The organism is Paenibacillus hunanensis (genome assembly GCF_014645615.1).
GTDB lineage: Bacteria > Bacillota > Bacilli > Paenibacillales > Paenibacillaceae > Saccharibacillus > Saccharibacillus hunanensis.
Map to the genome: position 1 here is coordinate 238,073 of NZ_BMMB01000002.1, position 15,941 is coordinate 254,013.

Sequence of the window (15,941 nt, forward strand, 5' to 3'; positions counted from 1 at the left end):
TCAAGTCGTTTCGCGTTCGATCAGGTATACAGGCAGCATCGTTTCATGTGGAACAATCTCACCTGCCATATGCTGCACCAGCAATTCAATCATGTGTGTTGCCATCTCACGGATCGGCTGGCGGATCGTACTCAGGCGAGGCGTGATCAGTGAAGCCATTTTCACATCGTCATATCCGATCACACACAGATCGTCCGGCACACTTTTCCCACATTGATAACAGGCTTGAATGATCTCGGCAGCAATCACATCACTGCTGGCGAAGATCCCATCCACCTCGGGATGCTCCTGCAAAAATTGCACCAGTTCTCCATTAACGATCTGCTCCTGCGGCTCTGTTATGGTAAGCTGTACATGTAGTGATTGTACATCCGCTGCGGTTAACACAGCACCATAGCCCTGCACACGTCCGCTTGCTAGCATCGCTTCATGATGCGGGCCGCCAAGACCACGATACACATAGGCAGGATGCTTGCATCCCTTATCCAGCAGATGCTGCGCCGCAAGCTGTCCACCCAGCACATTATCTGAGGTGACTACAGGAATGTCCTTGGATAGCTGTCGATCCAGTGATACGATCGGTAACTCCAGATTCAGGTAGTGATCGATCTCCAGCACCGAGCTGCCCATAATGATGCCATCTGCCTGATTCTTTTTCAGCATATCAATGTACTGCTTTTCCTTTGCTACATCGCGATTGGAGTTACACAGCATCAGCTTGTACCCGTACTGGTCAGCTACATACTCCAGATGATACGTCAACTCACTGAAAAAGGGATGCGACACGTCTGGAACGATCAAGCCAATCATATTCGACTTTCTTCTGAACAATGCACGCGCCATTTCATTGGGCTGATAATTCAGCTCCTTCATCGCTCGGTGTACATTATCCCGCGTCTTCTGGCTAATATAGCCGCGGTCATTCAGAACGCGGGACACCGTTGTTACCGATACACCTGCATGTCTTGCTACATCTTCGATTTTGGGCATTTGCTTCAGACCACCTTGCTGTTTACCTTCATTATAAACGGTTATTGCCACGTATACAGTATAACGACCGATGCTTTACTTGAGCGCACCCTCCGTAATCCCTTTAATGATCTGCTTTTGCAGGAACAGATACATCACCAGCACCGGAATGATCGTCATAATCAAGCCTGCCATCAGTGGGGAAAAGTCTACTGAATAGGAGGAGAAGAAATTATAGGTGGATAGTGGCAGTGTTCGATAATCCGGCGACAGCAGCACCAGACTCGGCAGCAAATAATCGTTCCAAATCCATAATACATCCAGCACGATCAGCGTGACAAACACAGGCTTGAGCAACGGCAGCACAATTCGGAAAAAGGTATGCACTCTGGAGCTTCCCTCCATAAATGCAGATTCCTCCAGTTCATACGGAATCCCTTTAATAAAGCCGTGAAAGGTGAATACTCCGAACGGCACCCCAAATCCCGCATACATAAAAATTAAGATCGCCTTCGAATCCAGCAGTCCCAGATTCCCATACAGCATGACCAGCGGAATCATCAGCACCTGAAACGGCAAAGCCAGTGACGCCAGCATTGCAAAAAAGAGCCAGCCATTGACCCGCCACTTAAAACGCACAAACAAATAACCAGTCATCGACGAAAATAACAAAATCACCAGCACCGACAGCACCGTAATCGTCAGCGAATTCATAAATCCATCCCAAAAATTCATACTATCCCAGGCGCTCGTATAATTATCCAGCGTTAGCCCCTGCGGTAAAGATAATGGATTATCAACGAATTGCTCTGTCGTCTTGAATGAATTCATAATAATGATCAGAAATGGAGTCAAAAACACCAGCAGCAATACGTATAACACGATCGTTTTCAGCGAAACTAGCCAGCGCTGCGCAGTCATTATGACTCCACCTCCAAACGCTTCAATAGATACGATTGTGTCAATGCCACGATAGCAACGACTGCAAATAAGACAACCGCTTCTGCCTGACCGACTCCATATTCATTCGACAGGAATGCCTTTTGTACAATATGATACGTAGCCAGCTCGGTCGAGTTAAATGGCCCACCCTTGGTCAATGCCAGATTGATATCATACGTAAGAAATGAACGCGATAACGAGACAAAGATACAGATCACGATCGCAGGCACAGTAAGCGGCAACATAATTTTTCGAATAATCGCCATCCGGCTCGCTCCATCCATATTGGCTGCTTCTAATATATCGCCAGGTACACCAGCAAAGCCTGCGATGTAAATAATCATCAGATAGCCGATCAGCTGCCATGCAGTGACGATCACCAGTGCCCAGAATGCCTTGTCTGTATCTGTCAGCCACGATGTAGCAAACAGTGACCAGCCATACTTTTCCCCGAGGTACGGCAGCACCTGCGAGAACAGCGTCTGCCACAAATAACCGAGCACGATCCCCCCGATCAGATTAGGCGTGAAAAATCCAGTGCGGAGCCACTGCTCTCCCCGTCTGCCACCTGTTAATGCCAGCGCGATAAAGAAAGCCGCCACATTGGCGAGTACAACCGTGCAAAATACATAGCGCAGCGTGAACCAGAGCTGCTGCCAGAATACCGTATCCAGCCAGACCTGCTTATAATTAGCGAGCCCCACCAGGGAACTATCCCCGGTATTCACATCCCAATTTGTAAAGGTTAAATACAGACCTACCACAAATGGAATCACGACGACCGCCATAAATGCAATCACCGAAGGGCCGCCAAACAGAAGAAATATGCCCGTATTGCGCATCCATTGTTTTCTAGTCATGTGGACCTCTCTTTCAGCCGTCATCCTACCGCTGGTTCGCTCACAGGCATATCGTAAATTGTACCTATTCCATCCCACTTCTACCTGTGAGCGAGCGCATGGCGTTATTTACCTGCTTGCGACTTCCAGTATGCCTGCACCTCATCGATCAAGCCCTGACGGTCGATCACATTAGCCAGATATTTCTGCATCGATGCCCCCGTTTTTGCCCAGTAATCCTGCGGTAAATAGTTGATCACACCGATATTAATCGTTTTCTCTTGATCGACGTATTCGTTCACCGCATTGGAGATCACATTCGTGCTCTTCACCTTCACATCCTTGTACGGTAGCGCCAGCCCCATGTCGGACACAATCGCCTTCTGCCCTTGATCGCTCGTCACCAGCCACTCGATAAACTTCTTCGCCGCTTCCTGCTGTGCGGGAGAAGAACCGGAATTGTCGATCGCCAGTAGCTTGGGCTCACTATAGGCAATCTGCGTATTGCCATAATCAGCTGGATTGTTGCTGATCGGCACAGGAATCACTCCAAAGTCCTGATCGCGTCCTTGCAGGGAGCCAATGACCGCCCATGTCCAGTCGCCCATAAAATAAAAGGCTGCATTGCCTTTCGCAAAATCAGAGCTATCCTTGTTGTAATCCGCAGTAAGTGGGTCTTTGCTACGAGCATTATATTTTTTCAATACATCAAATGTATCCATCAAGCCATTAAAAGCAGCGTTATTCGCCAGCGACTGCGTACCGTCCTCCAGCCCTTTGACAAACTTCAGATTCGTATCCACATCTTTCGACTGTAGCGAATACGTCAGCCCAAGATAATGCGCGCCGAGCGACCAATCTGCACCGTGAAGCATAACGGGCGCCTTACCTGCTGCCTGTATTTTTTGAAAAAGTGCTTCCAGATCATCGCGCGTCTTGATCGATGCCGGGTCAAATGTACCGCCGATCGCTTCCTCTACAGCACGTTTGTTGTACAGCAGACCATAGCCCTGAGCTGTCCACGGAATACCGAGGAACTTGCCGTCTAATAACGCATTCTCTACCGCGCCTGCCTTCGTCAATCCTTCGTACTTCGACTTTTCCGAATCGAGATCAAGGAACTTATCCTTGTATTGCAAAATCGTCCCTGGATCGAGGTTGGAGATGGTTGGCGGGTTGTTTGAAGCGAGGAGGGATTGAAACTTTTCTAGCTGCGCCCCACCGATCGGTGTCGGAATCAATTCAATCGTAACCTTTGGATTCTGCTCATGATACGTTTCAAACAGCTTCTCAAATACACTATTCACCTCAGCAGACGTATTGAAAAATGTCAGCTTGACCTCACCATTTGCATCGGATGACGCTCCAGATTTCCCTTTTCCCTGTGAACAAGCAGCCAGGAGCGACAGGATCAGCAGCAGAGCCAGCCATGGCGCAACTTTTTTAAGCATGTAGCAACCCCCTCTATTGATGAATACGTTTACATTTTAAATTCAGCTTTATAATAACGGCTGACTAGGGTATATGTCAATCGATTGACATATGAAAATAAAAATAAAATCGCTCTGCCTCAGAAGCGTCATTTCTGCTTCCGACAGAGCGATATCGTATATGTGTATGCTTGTTATATCAAGCAAATGAACAAATATTATCTTAACAGGTGGTTCAGGACATATCAGGCGCCCTCGATATCGACGTGCCTGGATTATCCGTCTATTCCATCATTAATCTGCCAAACGGTATCCTACACCACGCACAGTCGCAATGTATTGCGGTGCGGACGCATTATCTCCGATCTTTTTACGCAAGCTTTTGACGTGCACATCCACCACATTGCTACCGCCGAAAAATTGCGTGCCCCAGATTTCACTCATCAATTGCTCACGTGACAGGACGCCGCCCTCGCTCTCGACTAGCATTTGCAGCAGATCGTATTCTGTTTTGGTCAGATCGATACGGCGTTGACCACGGTAAACGGTCATCTTTTTGCGATCGATCCACAGATCCTTGAACACAATACGATGCTGTGCATCATCCGCAGCCGGAGCCACTGGACGGCTAGCACTTGAACGAATAACACGCTCCACATGATATAGCCCTTCCTGTGGACGCATTGGCCAGATGAGCAATTCTTCTTCTGTCCATTCCTTCATCCCCAGGGCAAGCATCTCTTCACGAACGAGGAAGATTGCAGGTACATGAGAATTATTCTCATTAATGCGTGACTTTGCCTGTTCAATGTCGGTACTGCCTGCCGATGAGATCATATCGAAGATGTACAGGTCTGCACTGATCGCACCGGAGCCACTATTTTCCCAGCGATGGAATACCATCACATCAAAGCAGCTATCGGATAATGTGCGTGTCAGCTCGTGCACACGGCTCGGAGTTGGACTAATAATTACGACGCGGCGTGTCACTGGACAAGCAAGCCCCATCGTATCGGCATCAACTTCATCGGTCACTGTTCCCCAGTTCAGTGCTGAATGGGAGCCAGAAAGATAATCATTCTCAATTACTTTTTCGATTTGTTTTTGCATTCAGTACACACTCCTTTAAATACAACATGTGCATGATGAACATCGTACCCGGTCTCCTCCGCTACATCTGCATACCATTGAAGCGGTGCACCTGTCATAACCTCGTCTACTCGACCACAGGATTCGCATACAATATGCTGGTGATCATCCATTTTGCCGTCGTAACGGCTGGCAGCCTCACCGAGCTTGAGCTCGCGGATCAATCCATTGTCAGTCAGGTAGCGAAGCGAATTATATACCGTTCCATAAGCGAAATTATGACCACGCTCTACCAACCGATTCATGACGTCAGCGGCAGTCGGGTGATCATCAGCATGATAGACGATATCATATACAGCTTTACGCTGTGTCGTCAGATTGATGGTTTTCACATGGATCATTCCCTTAATTTGATTTTAGAATAAGTATAAATCCATTTTAAATTCGGGTCAATAGCTTTAGAAATTAAAGTGATAATGGTTATCGGTGGGGATGGAAAAAATGTTACTGGGGTGGTATTTAGCAGATTGTGTGGGGGAGCATCATCCACTTCCGGTAAGGAATAAGGGAACGTCCTTCGGTGGAGCCCAGAAATCTACGGATTAGGAGTGAAGGTAGATTCCTGGGCTCCAAAGGCGTCCTTTTCCCTTATTTCCTTCCCTCCGTTCTGTGCTGTTGGCATCATAGAAGTGTGCTTTCGCAGCAAGCGTAATATTGTTTTCATCTTTAGGGGGTGCGGCATTTAAGGTCTTTGTATTTAAGATTTTTGCAGTTATGGTCTTTGCAGTTAAGAACTTTAGCATTTAAAATGTTCAGCGTTTTTTTAATAGTGTTTACTATCTTTTTAAAATAAAAGGAGTGCTGGGTGCACTCCTTTTTGGGATTTGTATTTACTTTTATTTATCCTGTAGTGAGGTGGGTTGAATAAGGTTTTGAGAAGAGAAAGAGCTTGAAAAAAAGTCAGGTGTGATTCTCTTCGTTTGGGTGTTTGGTTTAGTGTGGAAGCTGGGCGATTTGCTAGCTATTTTCTAAGGAATTAAGGTAGAGTGACTTGACTTGTTTTATTCGTGCTTTGTTTTATTTATGGTTGGGCTTGCTGTGTTGCTGTTTATCCAGCTTTATTTATAGTCGCTCTATCCTATGGCTGTCGTTCACTTTCAGTTATGATCTGGCTTTAGTATGCGCGTTATCATATATCATCGGTACGATGACGTTGCTACACTACATGCGTTTCGTATGGTAGGAATGATTGTGAGTGACAGGGCTTGTTATGGGCACGTCGTTGCTGTGAATTGATCACCTAGTCATCCTTTACATCATACAGTACTCTTGCGAGCAGGTTTTGGCCGTAGTTTCCGAAGTTTTTGCCGAAGATCGTGAGGCCGCGTTTGTTGGCGGGGCCGTCGGTTACGGCGATTCGGAAATGGATGTTGCTTTTGTAATCCAGGTCGATGTCGCTCAGGGTGACGTCGGAGATGCGGCAGCCGTCGATGTAGCTGCCGTCCTGGGTGATTCGGATCAGCTTTAGCATGCCGTACTGGTTCAGGTGTGGCGGCCACCAGTCAGGGTTGAACGTGCCGCGGGTATCGCCAAAATCACCAGGACTTGTCCAGCAGCCGATTTGTTTTCCATTAATGTAAAAGAAAATATCAGACGGATAGTTATCGCAGAAGCCAGGCGCTTCGGAGCCTAGCTCCATGGATAGCTGGATTTCGTTAAACGTCTGGTTGGGCTTCAAATAGTTAGGGATGCGGTATTCCAGATAGCCATCGTTTAGCCAGATCATCTCGGCATCGATGCGCAATGGATCGGCAAAGTAGCGTGGGTCATCGAATTCACCGATGATGCTATCGCGCGTTGCCAGACCGCAGGTTGGCGCTGCCTGATAATCGCTGTAGTGCCCGACCTGAATCTCAACCTCATAGCGATTATGAATCTCCTTGGAACGCAGGTCGACCATGAGCTTTTCCTCGTTGAGGTAGCATATTTTCTGTATGCCGTGCTTGCCTACAGCGGTATTGATCTCAATCAGGCCGCTTTCTTCTAGCTTTTTGATGTGCATGGTGATGGCACCGTTGCTCAGTCCGAGCTTGGTTGCCAGATCATTCAGGTTGAGACTCTGATTTTGTGCAAGCAGCTCGATAATTTGAATACGAATCTCCGAACTAAGCGCCTTGAAAATATTAACGCCTGACATCAGGTCCTTAATATAAATCATAGATGGATGTCCTTTCTCCGTTCTGAGCAAAGCCTATCATTTTAGACTATGCACATTTATGTTTTATTTCAGATAATTATAAAGCATTACAAACAGGAAAGAAAGACAAAGCAAAAAAGCTTAAAATCCTTATAAAACGGCTGTTTTTTGCAATTTTATCCCTTTTTCGATTTGTAAACCACCAATATATCAATCTAAACTGATTAATATATATTTAAAATATACCATTGAAATATCATGTAACCGCTTTTATAATGTGATTATATCTAAATTGATTCAGCATTTACTAAACCAAATCATGATCATCCCCAGAGAGGTGGCGTTCCATTTGGAAAAAATCCGCAAGACGAAAGGATTTAAGGTTGTACGCTTAGCTTTGCCGCTATTCCTTGTTGTCGTTATGATGCTAACCGGTCAGTCGCGGGCAATTGCAGCATTCTGGAGTTTGTCGGGTGATATCGCAGTCCATGATCCTTCGATCATCAAGGAGGGCAATTCGTGGTATACGTTCTCTACAGGACCCGGTCTGCAAGTGTTGAAGTCAGACAATGGCACCTCATGGTATCGTGTACCACAGATTTTCCTGAGCGAGCCAGCGTGGTGGAAAACAGCCGTGCCTAATCATAAACAAATGGATGTATGGGCACCGGATATCCAGCAGTATAACGGTAAAGTATGGCTGTACTACTCCATCTCCGCCTTTGGCGAAAATCGTTCAGCGATCGGTCTGGCAAGTGCAAGCAGTATCGGTGCAGGACAGTGGAAGGACGAGGGTATCGTTCTTCAATCGACAAGTGCTAACAATTACAATGCGATCGATCCGAATCTGGTGATTGATGCAGCAGGCAACCCATGGATGGCATTCGGTTCATTCTGGAGCGGCCTGAAGATTGTGAAGCTGGATAAGAATACGATGAAGCCAACCGGCAACATTAGCTCGATCGCCGCTCGTCCGAACAATAACGGGGCGATTGAAGCACCAAGTATCATTTACCGTGGTGGCTATTATTATTTATTCGCTTCGATCGATTCCTGCTGCAAAGGCGTGAATAGCACCTACAAAATGGTGTATGGACGCTCCACCAGCATCACCGGCCCTTATGTCGACAAAAATGGTGTCAACATGCTGAACGGTGGCGGCACAATCTTTGATACAGGGAATGATCGCTGGAAAGGTCCGGGTGGTCAGGACGTTTACAATGGTAACATTATTGCACGTCATGCCTACGATGCGACCGACAACGGTAATCCAAAGCTACTGATTAGTGATCTATTATGGGATTCCAGTGGCTGGCCTACCTACTAAATGAATAAGGGATCAGCATTGGACGATGGCTGTGCGGACAACCAGCTTACGTCATTGCGGAATGAGGAAATATTATATTTAATCCTCTAACAACTCATTATCACAATCCATTTCGATTCACATCGCTATAGCGCCAAACCATACTATGTAGCTATCGGCTGATGTTGATCCCTGTACGCTCAAAAGCAAGCATCTGTTGTTCCTCAATCTTTTACTATTTTGTATACGGTTACATATACGGATCAGGAGGTATCGTTATGTTTACGAAAAAATTCTGGGTGACGAGTATGCTACTTATGCTCGTAAGCGCCCTTGTACTGGCAGGCTGTGGTGGCAATAGCGGCTCCAGCAGTGGCAAAAAAGAGCTAACCTTTATGTTCCGCGGTGGAACAGATGAGCAAAAGGCCTATCAAGCTGTTGTGAAAAAGTTCGAAGAAAAGCACCCTGATGTGAAGGTCAAAATCATCGTAACCGCTGCTGATCAGTATGCAACTAAAATCAGAGCAGCGATCACCGGTAACAGTATGCCTGACGTATTTTACTTTGGACCAGGGGATCTGAAGGCATATGTGAACAGCAATGTGCTGATGAATCTGACTCCATATGTAGAGAACAATAAGGACGTCGACCTCAAGAATATCTGGAAATATGGCGTCGATCTGTACCGCTATGATGGTCAGATGGCAGGTAAAGGCGACATTTACGGCATGCCAAAGGATCTGGGGCCATTCGCACTTGGCTACAACAAAACACTGCTTGAAAAAGCGGGCATTCCGTTACCAGACCCGAAAAAGCCGTACACCTGGGAAGAGTTCGTGAAAGTGAACCAGCAGGTAACGAAGGATACGAACGGAGACGGTAAACCGGATGTATTCGGTACAGGCTTTAACGTACAGTGGGCACTGCAAGCCTTTGTCTGGAGTAATGGTGCAGACTGGCTTGATGCTAGCAAAACAAAAGTAACGATCGACGATCCGAAGTTCGCCGAAGCGCTGCAATTTTTTGCGGATATGCAGAACAAGTATAAAATCACGCCTTCGATTGAAGAAGCACAAACACTGGATACGTATCAGCGCTGGATGAAGGGTGAGATGGCATTCTTCCCTGTTGGCCCGTGGGATATGAGTACATTTGAAAAGCTGCCATTCGACTATGACCTGATTCCATATCCAGTAGGCTCCACTGGCAAACCAGCAACCTGGATCGGTTCACTTGGTATCGGTGTATCTGCCAAAACCAAATATCCAAAAGAAGCAGCCGAACTGGTCAACTACCTGACCGCTTCCAAAGAAGGTATGCAGCAGCTGGTAGATGCAAAGGTACAAATTCCAAACCTGCTCGATATGGCGAAAACATGGGCAAGCGACAAGTCCACCAAGCCAGCTAATAAGCAAGAATTCATCAATATTATCGACGATTATGGTCGTGCGCTTCCAGCTAACTACACGTACAACTCCGAGTGGTACGATCTATTCTTTACTGATATCCAGCCTGTACTGGACGGTAAAATGACAGCGGCAGACTATGTGAAGCAGCAACAGCCGAAGATGCAAAAGCTGCTCGATAAAGCAGTAGAACAGGAAAATCGTTCGAAAAAGTAGTTTTACGTAGCAAGAGCACATGAACAAGTAGCACGAAAGGTAATGCCAGCAGCCTGTACATGTGCTGCTGGCACCTATTTTGCCATCGTCCACACGAGCATTGGAAAGTTCCATACATCCCACCTGCTCATACTAGAAACAGGGGTGACCGTCATGAATATCAAATCCAGTTTGTATCGTAAGGAAATGATTTATGGATATTTGTTTATTTTACCTCCGTTGATCGGCTTTCTGATCTTTGTCCTGTTCCCGTTCCTCTACTCTCTCTACGGCTCATTTACCGATTGGGATGGACTCGGTCAGATGAACTTTATCGGTCTGGACAACTATAAGGATCTGCTGACTGACGATCTGTTTTACAAAGCGATGTTTAACACCTTTTTCCTGATGCTTGGCATCCCGATCGGCTTGCTGCTCGCACTGCTGCTGGCGCTTGGTCTGAATCGGAAAATTCCGGGTACGACGACATTTCGCGTCATTTACTACATACCGGTCATCTCCTCGCTTGCTGCCGTATCCATCATGTGGAACTGGGCATATAACGGAGACTATGGACTGGTCAATCAATTTCTAGCATTGTTTGGCATTGAAGGCCCGAACTGGCTTGCGAATAAAGACACCGTTAAGCCTGCGCTGATCATCATGACCGTCTGGAAAGGTCTGGGCTATACGATGCTGCTCTATCTGGCAGCACTGCAAAGCATCTCGCGCACCTATTATGAAGCGGCAGAGCTGGACGGTGCGAATGGCTGGCAGATTTTCCGCAATATCACCTGGCCGATGGTACAGCCAGTTACCTTCTTCCTCGTCGTCACGAACATCATTGGCGGCTCTCAGATTTTTACCGAGATGAACATTATGACACCTACGGGCGGTCCCGAGTATTCTTCGGCATCGATTGTCTTCTATATCTGGCAAAAGGCATTTGGTAACCTGCAAATGGGCTATGCCTCCGCAATGGCGATGATTCTTGGTATCTTCATCTTTATCATTACTCTGGTGCAATTCAAAATGAATGAACGTTCGGCCTACGATGGAGATTGATGAACCAGGAAAGGAGCAAACCCAGCATGTCTTACAGTCAAAAACGAAAATTAACGAATTCAATCATATTTATCGTGCTTTTGATCGGCGCGGTGGCGATGATCGCACCGCTTCTCTGGATGCTATCCACCTCTCTCAAGGAGAAGCAGGATGTATTCGCTCTACCGCCCATCTGGATTCCTGAAGTATTCCAATTTAGCAATTATACAGCAATCTGGGAAGCCGGGCCTCTGCTGAGCGGTATTCAGAACAGTCTGATCGTAGCGGTCAGTGTTACGGTTATCGGTACATTCACATCCAGTATCGCTGCCTTTGCTTTTGCAAAGCTCAGATTCCCGCACAAGGGCAAGCTCTTTCTCGCTTTGCTCACGTCGATCATGATTCCGTATCCAACGCTAATGATTCCACAGTTCATGATGTTCTCGAAGCTGGGCTGGGTGGATACGCTGTTACCGCTGATCATACCGGGTTTGTTCGGTAATGTGTTCATGATCTTCTTCCTGCGTCAGTATCTGCTGAGCGTACCGGATGCGATCATCGAAGCCGCCAAAATCGACGGTAGCTCCTACTTCCGTCTGTATTCCAGCATCACCTTCCCACTGATCAAGCCTGCGGTAGCGGCGCAATTGATCCTCTGGTTCATGGGCATCTGGAACGATTATCTGGCGCCGATCATTTATCTGAACTCGCCGGAAAATCAGACACTACAGCTCGTGATTGCCAATTTTAACGCGACCTATGCAATCCAGACCGATTATCCACTCATTATGGCAGCATCGATCGTCGCACTACTGCCGGTGCTGATCGTATTCCTTATTTTCCAAAAGCAAATTATTGAGTCGGTTGCGATCTCTGGCGTAAAAGGATAACGGGAAAGGAAGATGGGTGTGAAATCATACAAAAGTGTGGCGGCTTTGATGCTGTTATTCGTAGTCGGTGCAACCGGTTGTGGCGGAGAAGAAGAATCAACGCCACCGCCTACATTTCCCGAAGCTCCTAAGGATACAAAGCTATACGACACGTCCATTCTGAATGACGAATCGGAATGGACAGTGAACAATGCCCATGATCCAGCGATTATCAAAACCGATCTGGGCTACTACGTCTATTCCACCGATGTGCGTGTTGCTGGCGAACCAAAGCCTGGCGTCATGGTACGCAAATCGACCGACCTGATCAACTGGACATGGGTCGGTCAGGCACTACCGGGCATTCCGCAGGAAGCACGCGACTGGACAGGTGCCACCAATCTCTGGGCACCGGATGTGACCAAGGTTGGCGATACATATCGAATGTATTATTCCGCTTCCAGCTTTGGCAGTACACAGTCGGCTATCGGCTTACAAACGTCCACCTCACCCGAAGGCCCATGGACAGATGAAGGCATCGTTGTCAAAACCGCAGCTCAAGAAAAAGATCGTCTCAATGCGATCGACGCCAATCCAATTGTCGATGCGGACGGTAAAATGTGGATGGTATATGGCTCATTCTTCGATGGAATCTATATCGCTGAGCTTGATCCAGACACAGGCAAGTTCAAGGAAAACGGCTACGGTACACGGATTGCCGCTAGAGATCGCGCCACCGCAGATGGTGCAGTAGAAGGCCCTTATATCGTTTATAATCCGACATTTAAAAAGTATTACCTGTTCGTCTCCTATGATTCACTATTTGAGGATTACAATGTGCGCGTCGGGCGTTCAGATTCCATTACAGGCCCCTACACCGATGCCAATGGCAGAGACTTACTCGACACTGATCATTTGCCACAATACGAGGTCGGTACGAAGCTAATCGGTGGCTATCGATTCTCCGAGGGAGAAGGCTGGGTCGCACCAGGCCATAATTCCGTGCTGGAGGATGGCGAAGACTATTACATCGTCCATCATGCTCGCGGTGAAACCGATAAGCACTGGCCGTATCTGCATGTACGCAAAATGCTCTGGACGAGTGGCGGCTGGCCGGTCGTTTCACCTGAACGCTATGCCGGCGAACAGGAGCAAAACATCCTTGCATCCATGCTAGCCGGTACATGGGAAGGCATGGCGATGGACCCGTCTGTCGATGGACAGGTACAGGCGCTACCGTACACGCTCACCGACAAGGGTAAGATCGAAGCAGAGCAAGGCGCTGGCACCTGGACATTTGACGGTAAACAAACGCTGACACTGACATGGACAGAAAGTCCGTGGGGCGGTGCATCCACCGAAGAAATGAAGCTGTTACCTGCCTGGGATTGGGAACGCGAGCAGCCAGCGCTGGTGATGACAGGCATGAGCGACCATGGTATTGCAGTATGGGGCAAGCAAATTCAGGCTGCTCGTAAATAGGACTGCAAATAGGCAATATTCGCAATTACTCATGCTTGTGGTGCTGTTCCTATGGAATAGTTCTCATAATGAAATACCTGGTAAAGCGGTACACAGAAACAACTATAATTCATCCACTTTGAAAGGGGACTACTCTCATGACCAACGCAACTTCCATTACCTTCAATAACCCTATTCTGGAGCAACGCGCAGATCCGTGGGTATACCGCCACACGGACGGCTACTACTACTTCTCCGCTTCCGTTCCCGAATTCGACCTGATCGAAATTCGCCGTGCACAAACGTTGGAAGAGCTTCGCGAGGCTACACCTGTAGTCGCATGGAGAAAGCCAGCTAATCGCGCCAACATCTGGGCACCCGAAATTCACTATATCGATGGCAAATGGTACATTCACTATGCTGCTGCACGTACAGCCGAGACAAACGACGGCCTGTTCGATCATCGTATGTATGTATTAGAAAATGAATCTGCCAATCCATTGGAAGGCACATGGGTAGAAAAAGGACAGATTCGTACCAAATGGGAAACCTTCGCACTGGATGCTACCACCTTCGAGCACAAAGGTATCCGCTACCTCGTCTGGGCGCAAAAAGACCCGGATATCGTAGGCAATTCTAATCTGTATATCGCCGAAATGGAAAATCCTTGGACACTGCGCGGCGAACAGGTCATGATCTCGACACCAGAATACGATTGGGAGATTATCGGCTTCAAGGTAAACGAAGGCCCTGCTGTACTGCATCGCAACGGTCGCTTATTTATCAGCTACTCTGCCAGTGCAACAGACTATAATTATTGCATGGGTCTGCTGACTGCGGATGAGAATGCTAATCTGCTTGATCCAGCAAGCTGGACAAAGTCGGAAAAGCCCGTATTCCAGACGAATGAAGAGAATGGACAATACGGCCCAGGACATAACAGCTTTACCGTATCACCGGATGGCGAGACGGATATTATCGTATACCATGCCCGGAATTATAAGGAGATTGTAGGCGATCCGCTGTATGACCCGAACCGTCATGCGCGTGCGCAGGTGGTGCAGTGGAAGGCAGATGGAACGCCGGAGTTTGGGGTGCCGTTGCCGGATGGACGTGCTGATGTAGAAGTGAAAGGATAGTTACAGTTATCAAGCCCACTTAGTTTATAAGTACAGGCTATAGTTGATTTTTACAAAATCCATCACTTTCATTATCTCAATGAGAAGAAGCCTAAAGGTTAGTTCCTTTAAGCTTCTTTTCGTCATTAAGGGCAGTGCGGAATACAGTGCTAATTATGCACGATCAATATTATATATGTTGATTTCATTGACTATTCTTTTACATAATAGTAGCTCTGCCTAATCCGTAACCAATAGCCGTCTTAGCACCGATACCATAATCTTCGATTGTACTTATCACAGTCTGTATAATTTGTTTACGCAGTTCAGCACGCAATTCGTTCTTTTTAAAATTCAAACCGATATAGATCATAAATTCGGTATTCTCAATAGCTGGAATAGAAATAATATTAGGAGAATCATTATCCAGGGGTGCTTTCATACCCTTTGAATTGTAGTACTCTTTATAATGCGGTGTCATGACATCATTGACGATATTATATTTCCCGACAGGATATGCATCTAAAAAAATCAACTTTCCAGAAGCACTTTGCTCCTCATCGCTACCCTTTCCAAAACACAAATCCAGATCATTCTTTACTGATATCCGCTGTTGCTCATCTAACATTTCAGCTGTATGCTCATGCAGCCAACAATGGTGAACTACTCCTTTTAAAGAACTTGCAGGTATATACGGAATACCATACAAAGGATGAAGCTTCATTGGACTTATAGTTGTATATGGAGTACCTCCGCCAACACCAAGTAAGAGCCTTCCATCTACTTTATATTTAAATTTCAAATAATCAGGGAGATCATTCATAATCAATTGCTGTCTAGAATGAATAGATTGTAAAGTTAACTTTGAGAATTCGTCATTCTTCTTATCATTAAGAAAAGATAACCGAGGTGAGACTGATATCACTTTTTTATCTTTACGCTCTTTTATCGCATAATTTCCAAAACGATGAAAAGATAAATAGTCGTTCTCACATCCGCCACTTTTCTTTAGAAACTCCACAGCATCTATTGGTAAAAAATCTTTAGGCTTTGGATCATTTTTCCGATTGTTCATT

The 15,941-nt window shown here is 46.7% G+C and carries 14 protein-coding genes; 6 read left to right on the forward strand and 8 right to left on the reverse strand.

Annotated features, from left to right (window positions below; translation table 11 throughout):
- The 7 genes from IEX62_RS04525 to IEX62_RS04555 all read right to left on the reverse strand — a co-directional run bounded on the left by IEX62_RS04525 (position 1) and on the right by IEX62_RS04555 (position 7,487).
- Positions 1 to 990, reverse strand: a complete 990-nt coding sequence (locus tag IEX62_RS04525) for a LacI family DNA-binding transcriptional regulator (protein WP_188774233.1) — start codon at positions 988 to 990, stop codon at positions 1 to 3.
- A gap of 75 nt (positions 991 to 1,065) precedes the next feature.
- Positions 1,066 to 1,890, reverse strand: coding sequence for a carbohydrate ABC transporter permease (locus IEX62_RS04530; RefSeq protein WP_188774234.1), 825 nt, complete (start codon positions 1,888 to 1,890; stop codon positions 1,066 to 1,068).
- A complete protein-coding gene (locus IEX62_RS04535) occupies positions 1,890 to 2,771 on the reverse strand; it encodes a carbohydrate ABC transporter permease (protein WP_188774235.1) in 882 nt (293 codons plus the stop codon). Before IEX62_RS04535 ends, IEX62_RS04530 begins: the two co-directional genes overlap by 1 nt.
- Positions 2,772 to 2,875: 104 nt before the next feature.
- On the reverse strand, positions 2,876 to 4,201 hold the full coding sequence (locus IEX62_RS04540; RefSeq protein ID WP_188774236.1) for an ABC transporter substrate-binding protein: 1,326 nt from the start codon (positions 4,199 to 4,201) through the stop codon (positions 2,876 to 2,878).
- A gap of 273 nt (positions 4,202 to 4,474) precedes the next feature.
- On the reverse strand, positions 4,475 to 5,290 hold the full coding sequence (locus IEX62_RS04545; RefSeq protein ID WP_188774237.1) for a winged helix-turn-helix transcriptional regulator: 816 nt from the start codon (positions 5,288 to 5,290) through the stop codon (positions 4,475 to 4,477).
- Entirely contained in the window at positions 5,266 to 5,661 is a 396-nt protein-coding gene (locus IEX62_RS04550) for a Fur family transcriptional regulator (RefSeq protein WP_188774238.1), read from the reverse strand. Before IEX62_RS04550 ends, IEX62_RS04545 begins: the two co-directional genes overlap by 25 nt.
- A gap of 908 nt (positions 5,662 to 6,569) precedes the next feature.
- Positions 6,570 to 7,487, reverse strand: a complete 918-nt coding sequence (locus IEX62_RS04555) for an ArsR/SmtB family transcription factor (RefSeq protein ID WP_188774239.1) — start codon at positions 7,485 to 7,487, stop codon at positions 6,570 to 6,572.
- Positions 7,488 to 7,863: 376 nt separating this feature from the next.
- Here IEX62_RS04555 and abnA point away from each other — a divergent pair, with 376 nt between their 5' ends.
- The 6 genes from abnA to IEX62_RS04585 all read left to right on the forward strand — a co-directional run bounded on the left by abnA (position 7,864) and on the right by IEX62_RS04585 (position 14,886).
- Positions 7,864 to 8,793 (forward strand): arabinan endo-1,5-alpha-L-arabinosidase AbnA, encoded by a 930-nt coding sequence (gene abnA / locus IEX62_RS04560; protein WP_489433905.1) that lies wholly within the window; start codon positions 7,864 to 7,866, stop codon positions 8,791 to 8,793.
- A 257-nt stretch (positions 8,794 to 9,050) separates the two neighbouring features.
- Positions 9,051 to 10,394 (forward strand): ABC transporter substrate-binding protein, encoded by a 1,344-nt coding sequence (locus tag IEX62_RS04565; protein WP_188774240.1) that lies wholly within the window; start codon positions 9,051 to 9,053, stop codon positions 10,392 to 10,394.
- A 153-nt stretch (positions 10,395 to 10,547) separates the two neighbouring features.
- Entirely contained in the window at positions 10,548 to 11,438 is an 891-nt protein-coding gene (locus IEX62_RS04570; RefSeq protein ID WP_188774241.1) for a carbohydrate ABC transporter permease, read from the forward strand.
- Positions 11,439 to 11,464: 26 nt separating this feature from the next.
- The gene (locus IEX62_RS04575; protein WP_188774242.1) at positions 11,465 to 12,307 is read left to right on the forward strand and encodes a carbohydrate ABC transporter permease; all 843 of its coding nucleotides are present in this window, start codon (positions 11,465 to 11,467) and stop codon (positions 12,305 to 12,307) included.
- Between the two features lie 45 nt (positions 12,308 to 12,352).
- On the forward strand, positions 12,353 to 13,768 hold the full coding sequence (locus tag IEX62_RS04580) for an arabinan endo-1,5-alpha-L-arabinosidase (protein WP_188774579.1): 1,416 nt from the start codon (positions 12,353 to 12,355) through the stop codon (positions 13,766 to 13,768).
- 137 nt (positions 13,769 to 13,905) lie between these two features.
- A complete protein-coding gene (locus tag IEX62_RS04585) occupies positions 13,906 to 14,886 on the forward strand; it encodes a glycoside hydrolase family 43 protein (RefSeq protein WP_188774243.1) in 981 nt (326 codons plus the stop codon).
- 199 nt (positions 14,887 to 15,085) lie between these two features.
- Here the strand turns inward: IEX62_RS04585 and cmr6 are convergent, their stop codons facing one another.
- Positions 15,086 to 15,940, reverse strand: a complete 855-nt coding sequence (cmr6, locus tag IEX62_RS04590) for a type III-B CRISPR module RAMP protein Cmr6 (RefSeq protein ID WP_229685642.1) — start codon at positions 15,938 to 15,940, stop codon at positions 15,086 to 15,088.
- Position 15,941: the final 1 nt, after the last annotated feature.

Bases quoted from the DNA above. Each gene is read 5' to 3' on its own strand.
- IEX62_RS04525 (WP_188774233.1), bottom strand. From the start codon at position 990: ATGCCCAAAATCGAAGATGTAGCAAGACATGCAGGTGTATCGGTAACA.
- cmr6 (WP_229685642.1), bottom strand. From the start codon at position 15,940: ATGAACAATCGGAAAAATGATCCAAAGCCTAAAGATTTTTTACCAATA.
- IEX62_RS04545 (WP_188774237.1), bottom strand. From the start codon at position 5,290: ATGCAAAAACAAATCGAAAAAGTAATTGAGAATGATTATCTTTCTGGC.
- IEX62_RS04540 (WP_188774236.1), bottom strand. From the start codon at position 4,201: ATGCTTAAAAAAGTTGCGCCATGGCTGGCTCTGCTGCTGATCCTGTCG.
- IEX62_RS04565 (WP_188774240.1), top strand. From the start codon at position 9,051: ATGTTTACGAAAAAATTCTGGGTGACGAGTATGCTACTTATGCTCGTA.
- IEX62_RS04585 (WP_188774243.1), top strand. From the start codon at position 13,906: ATGACCAACGCAACTTCCATTACCTTCAATAACCCTATTCTGGAGCAA.
- IEX62_RS04575 (WP_188774242.1), top strand. From the start codon at position 11,465: ATGTCTTACAGTCAAAAACGAAAATTAACGAATTCAATCATATTTATC.
- IEX62_RS04530 (WP_188774234.1), bottom strand. From the start codon at position 1,890: ATGACTGCGCAGCGCTGGCTAGTTTCGCTGAAAACGATCGTGTTATAC.
- IEX62_RS04555 (WP_188774239.1), bottom strand. From the start codon at position 7,487: ATGATTTATATTAAGGACCTGATGTCAGGCGTTAATATTTTCAAGGCG.
- IEX62_RS04535 (WP_188774235.1), bottom strand. From the start codon at position 2,771: ATGACTAGAAAACAATGGATGCGCAATACGGGCATATTTCTTCTGTTT.
- IEX62_RS04570 (WP_188774241.1), top strand. From the start codon at position 10,548: ATGAATATCAAATCCAGTTTGTATCGTAAGGAAATGATTTATGGATAT.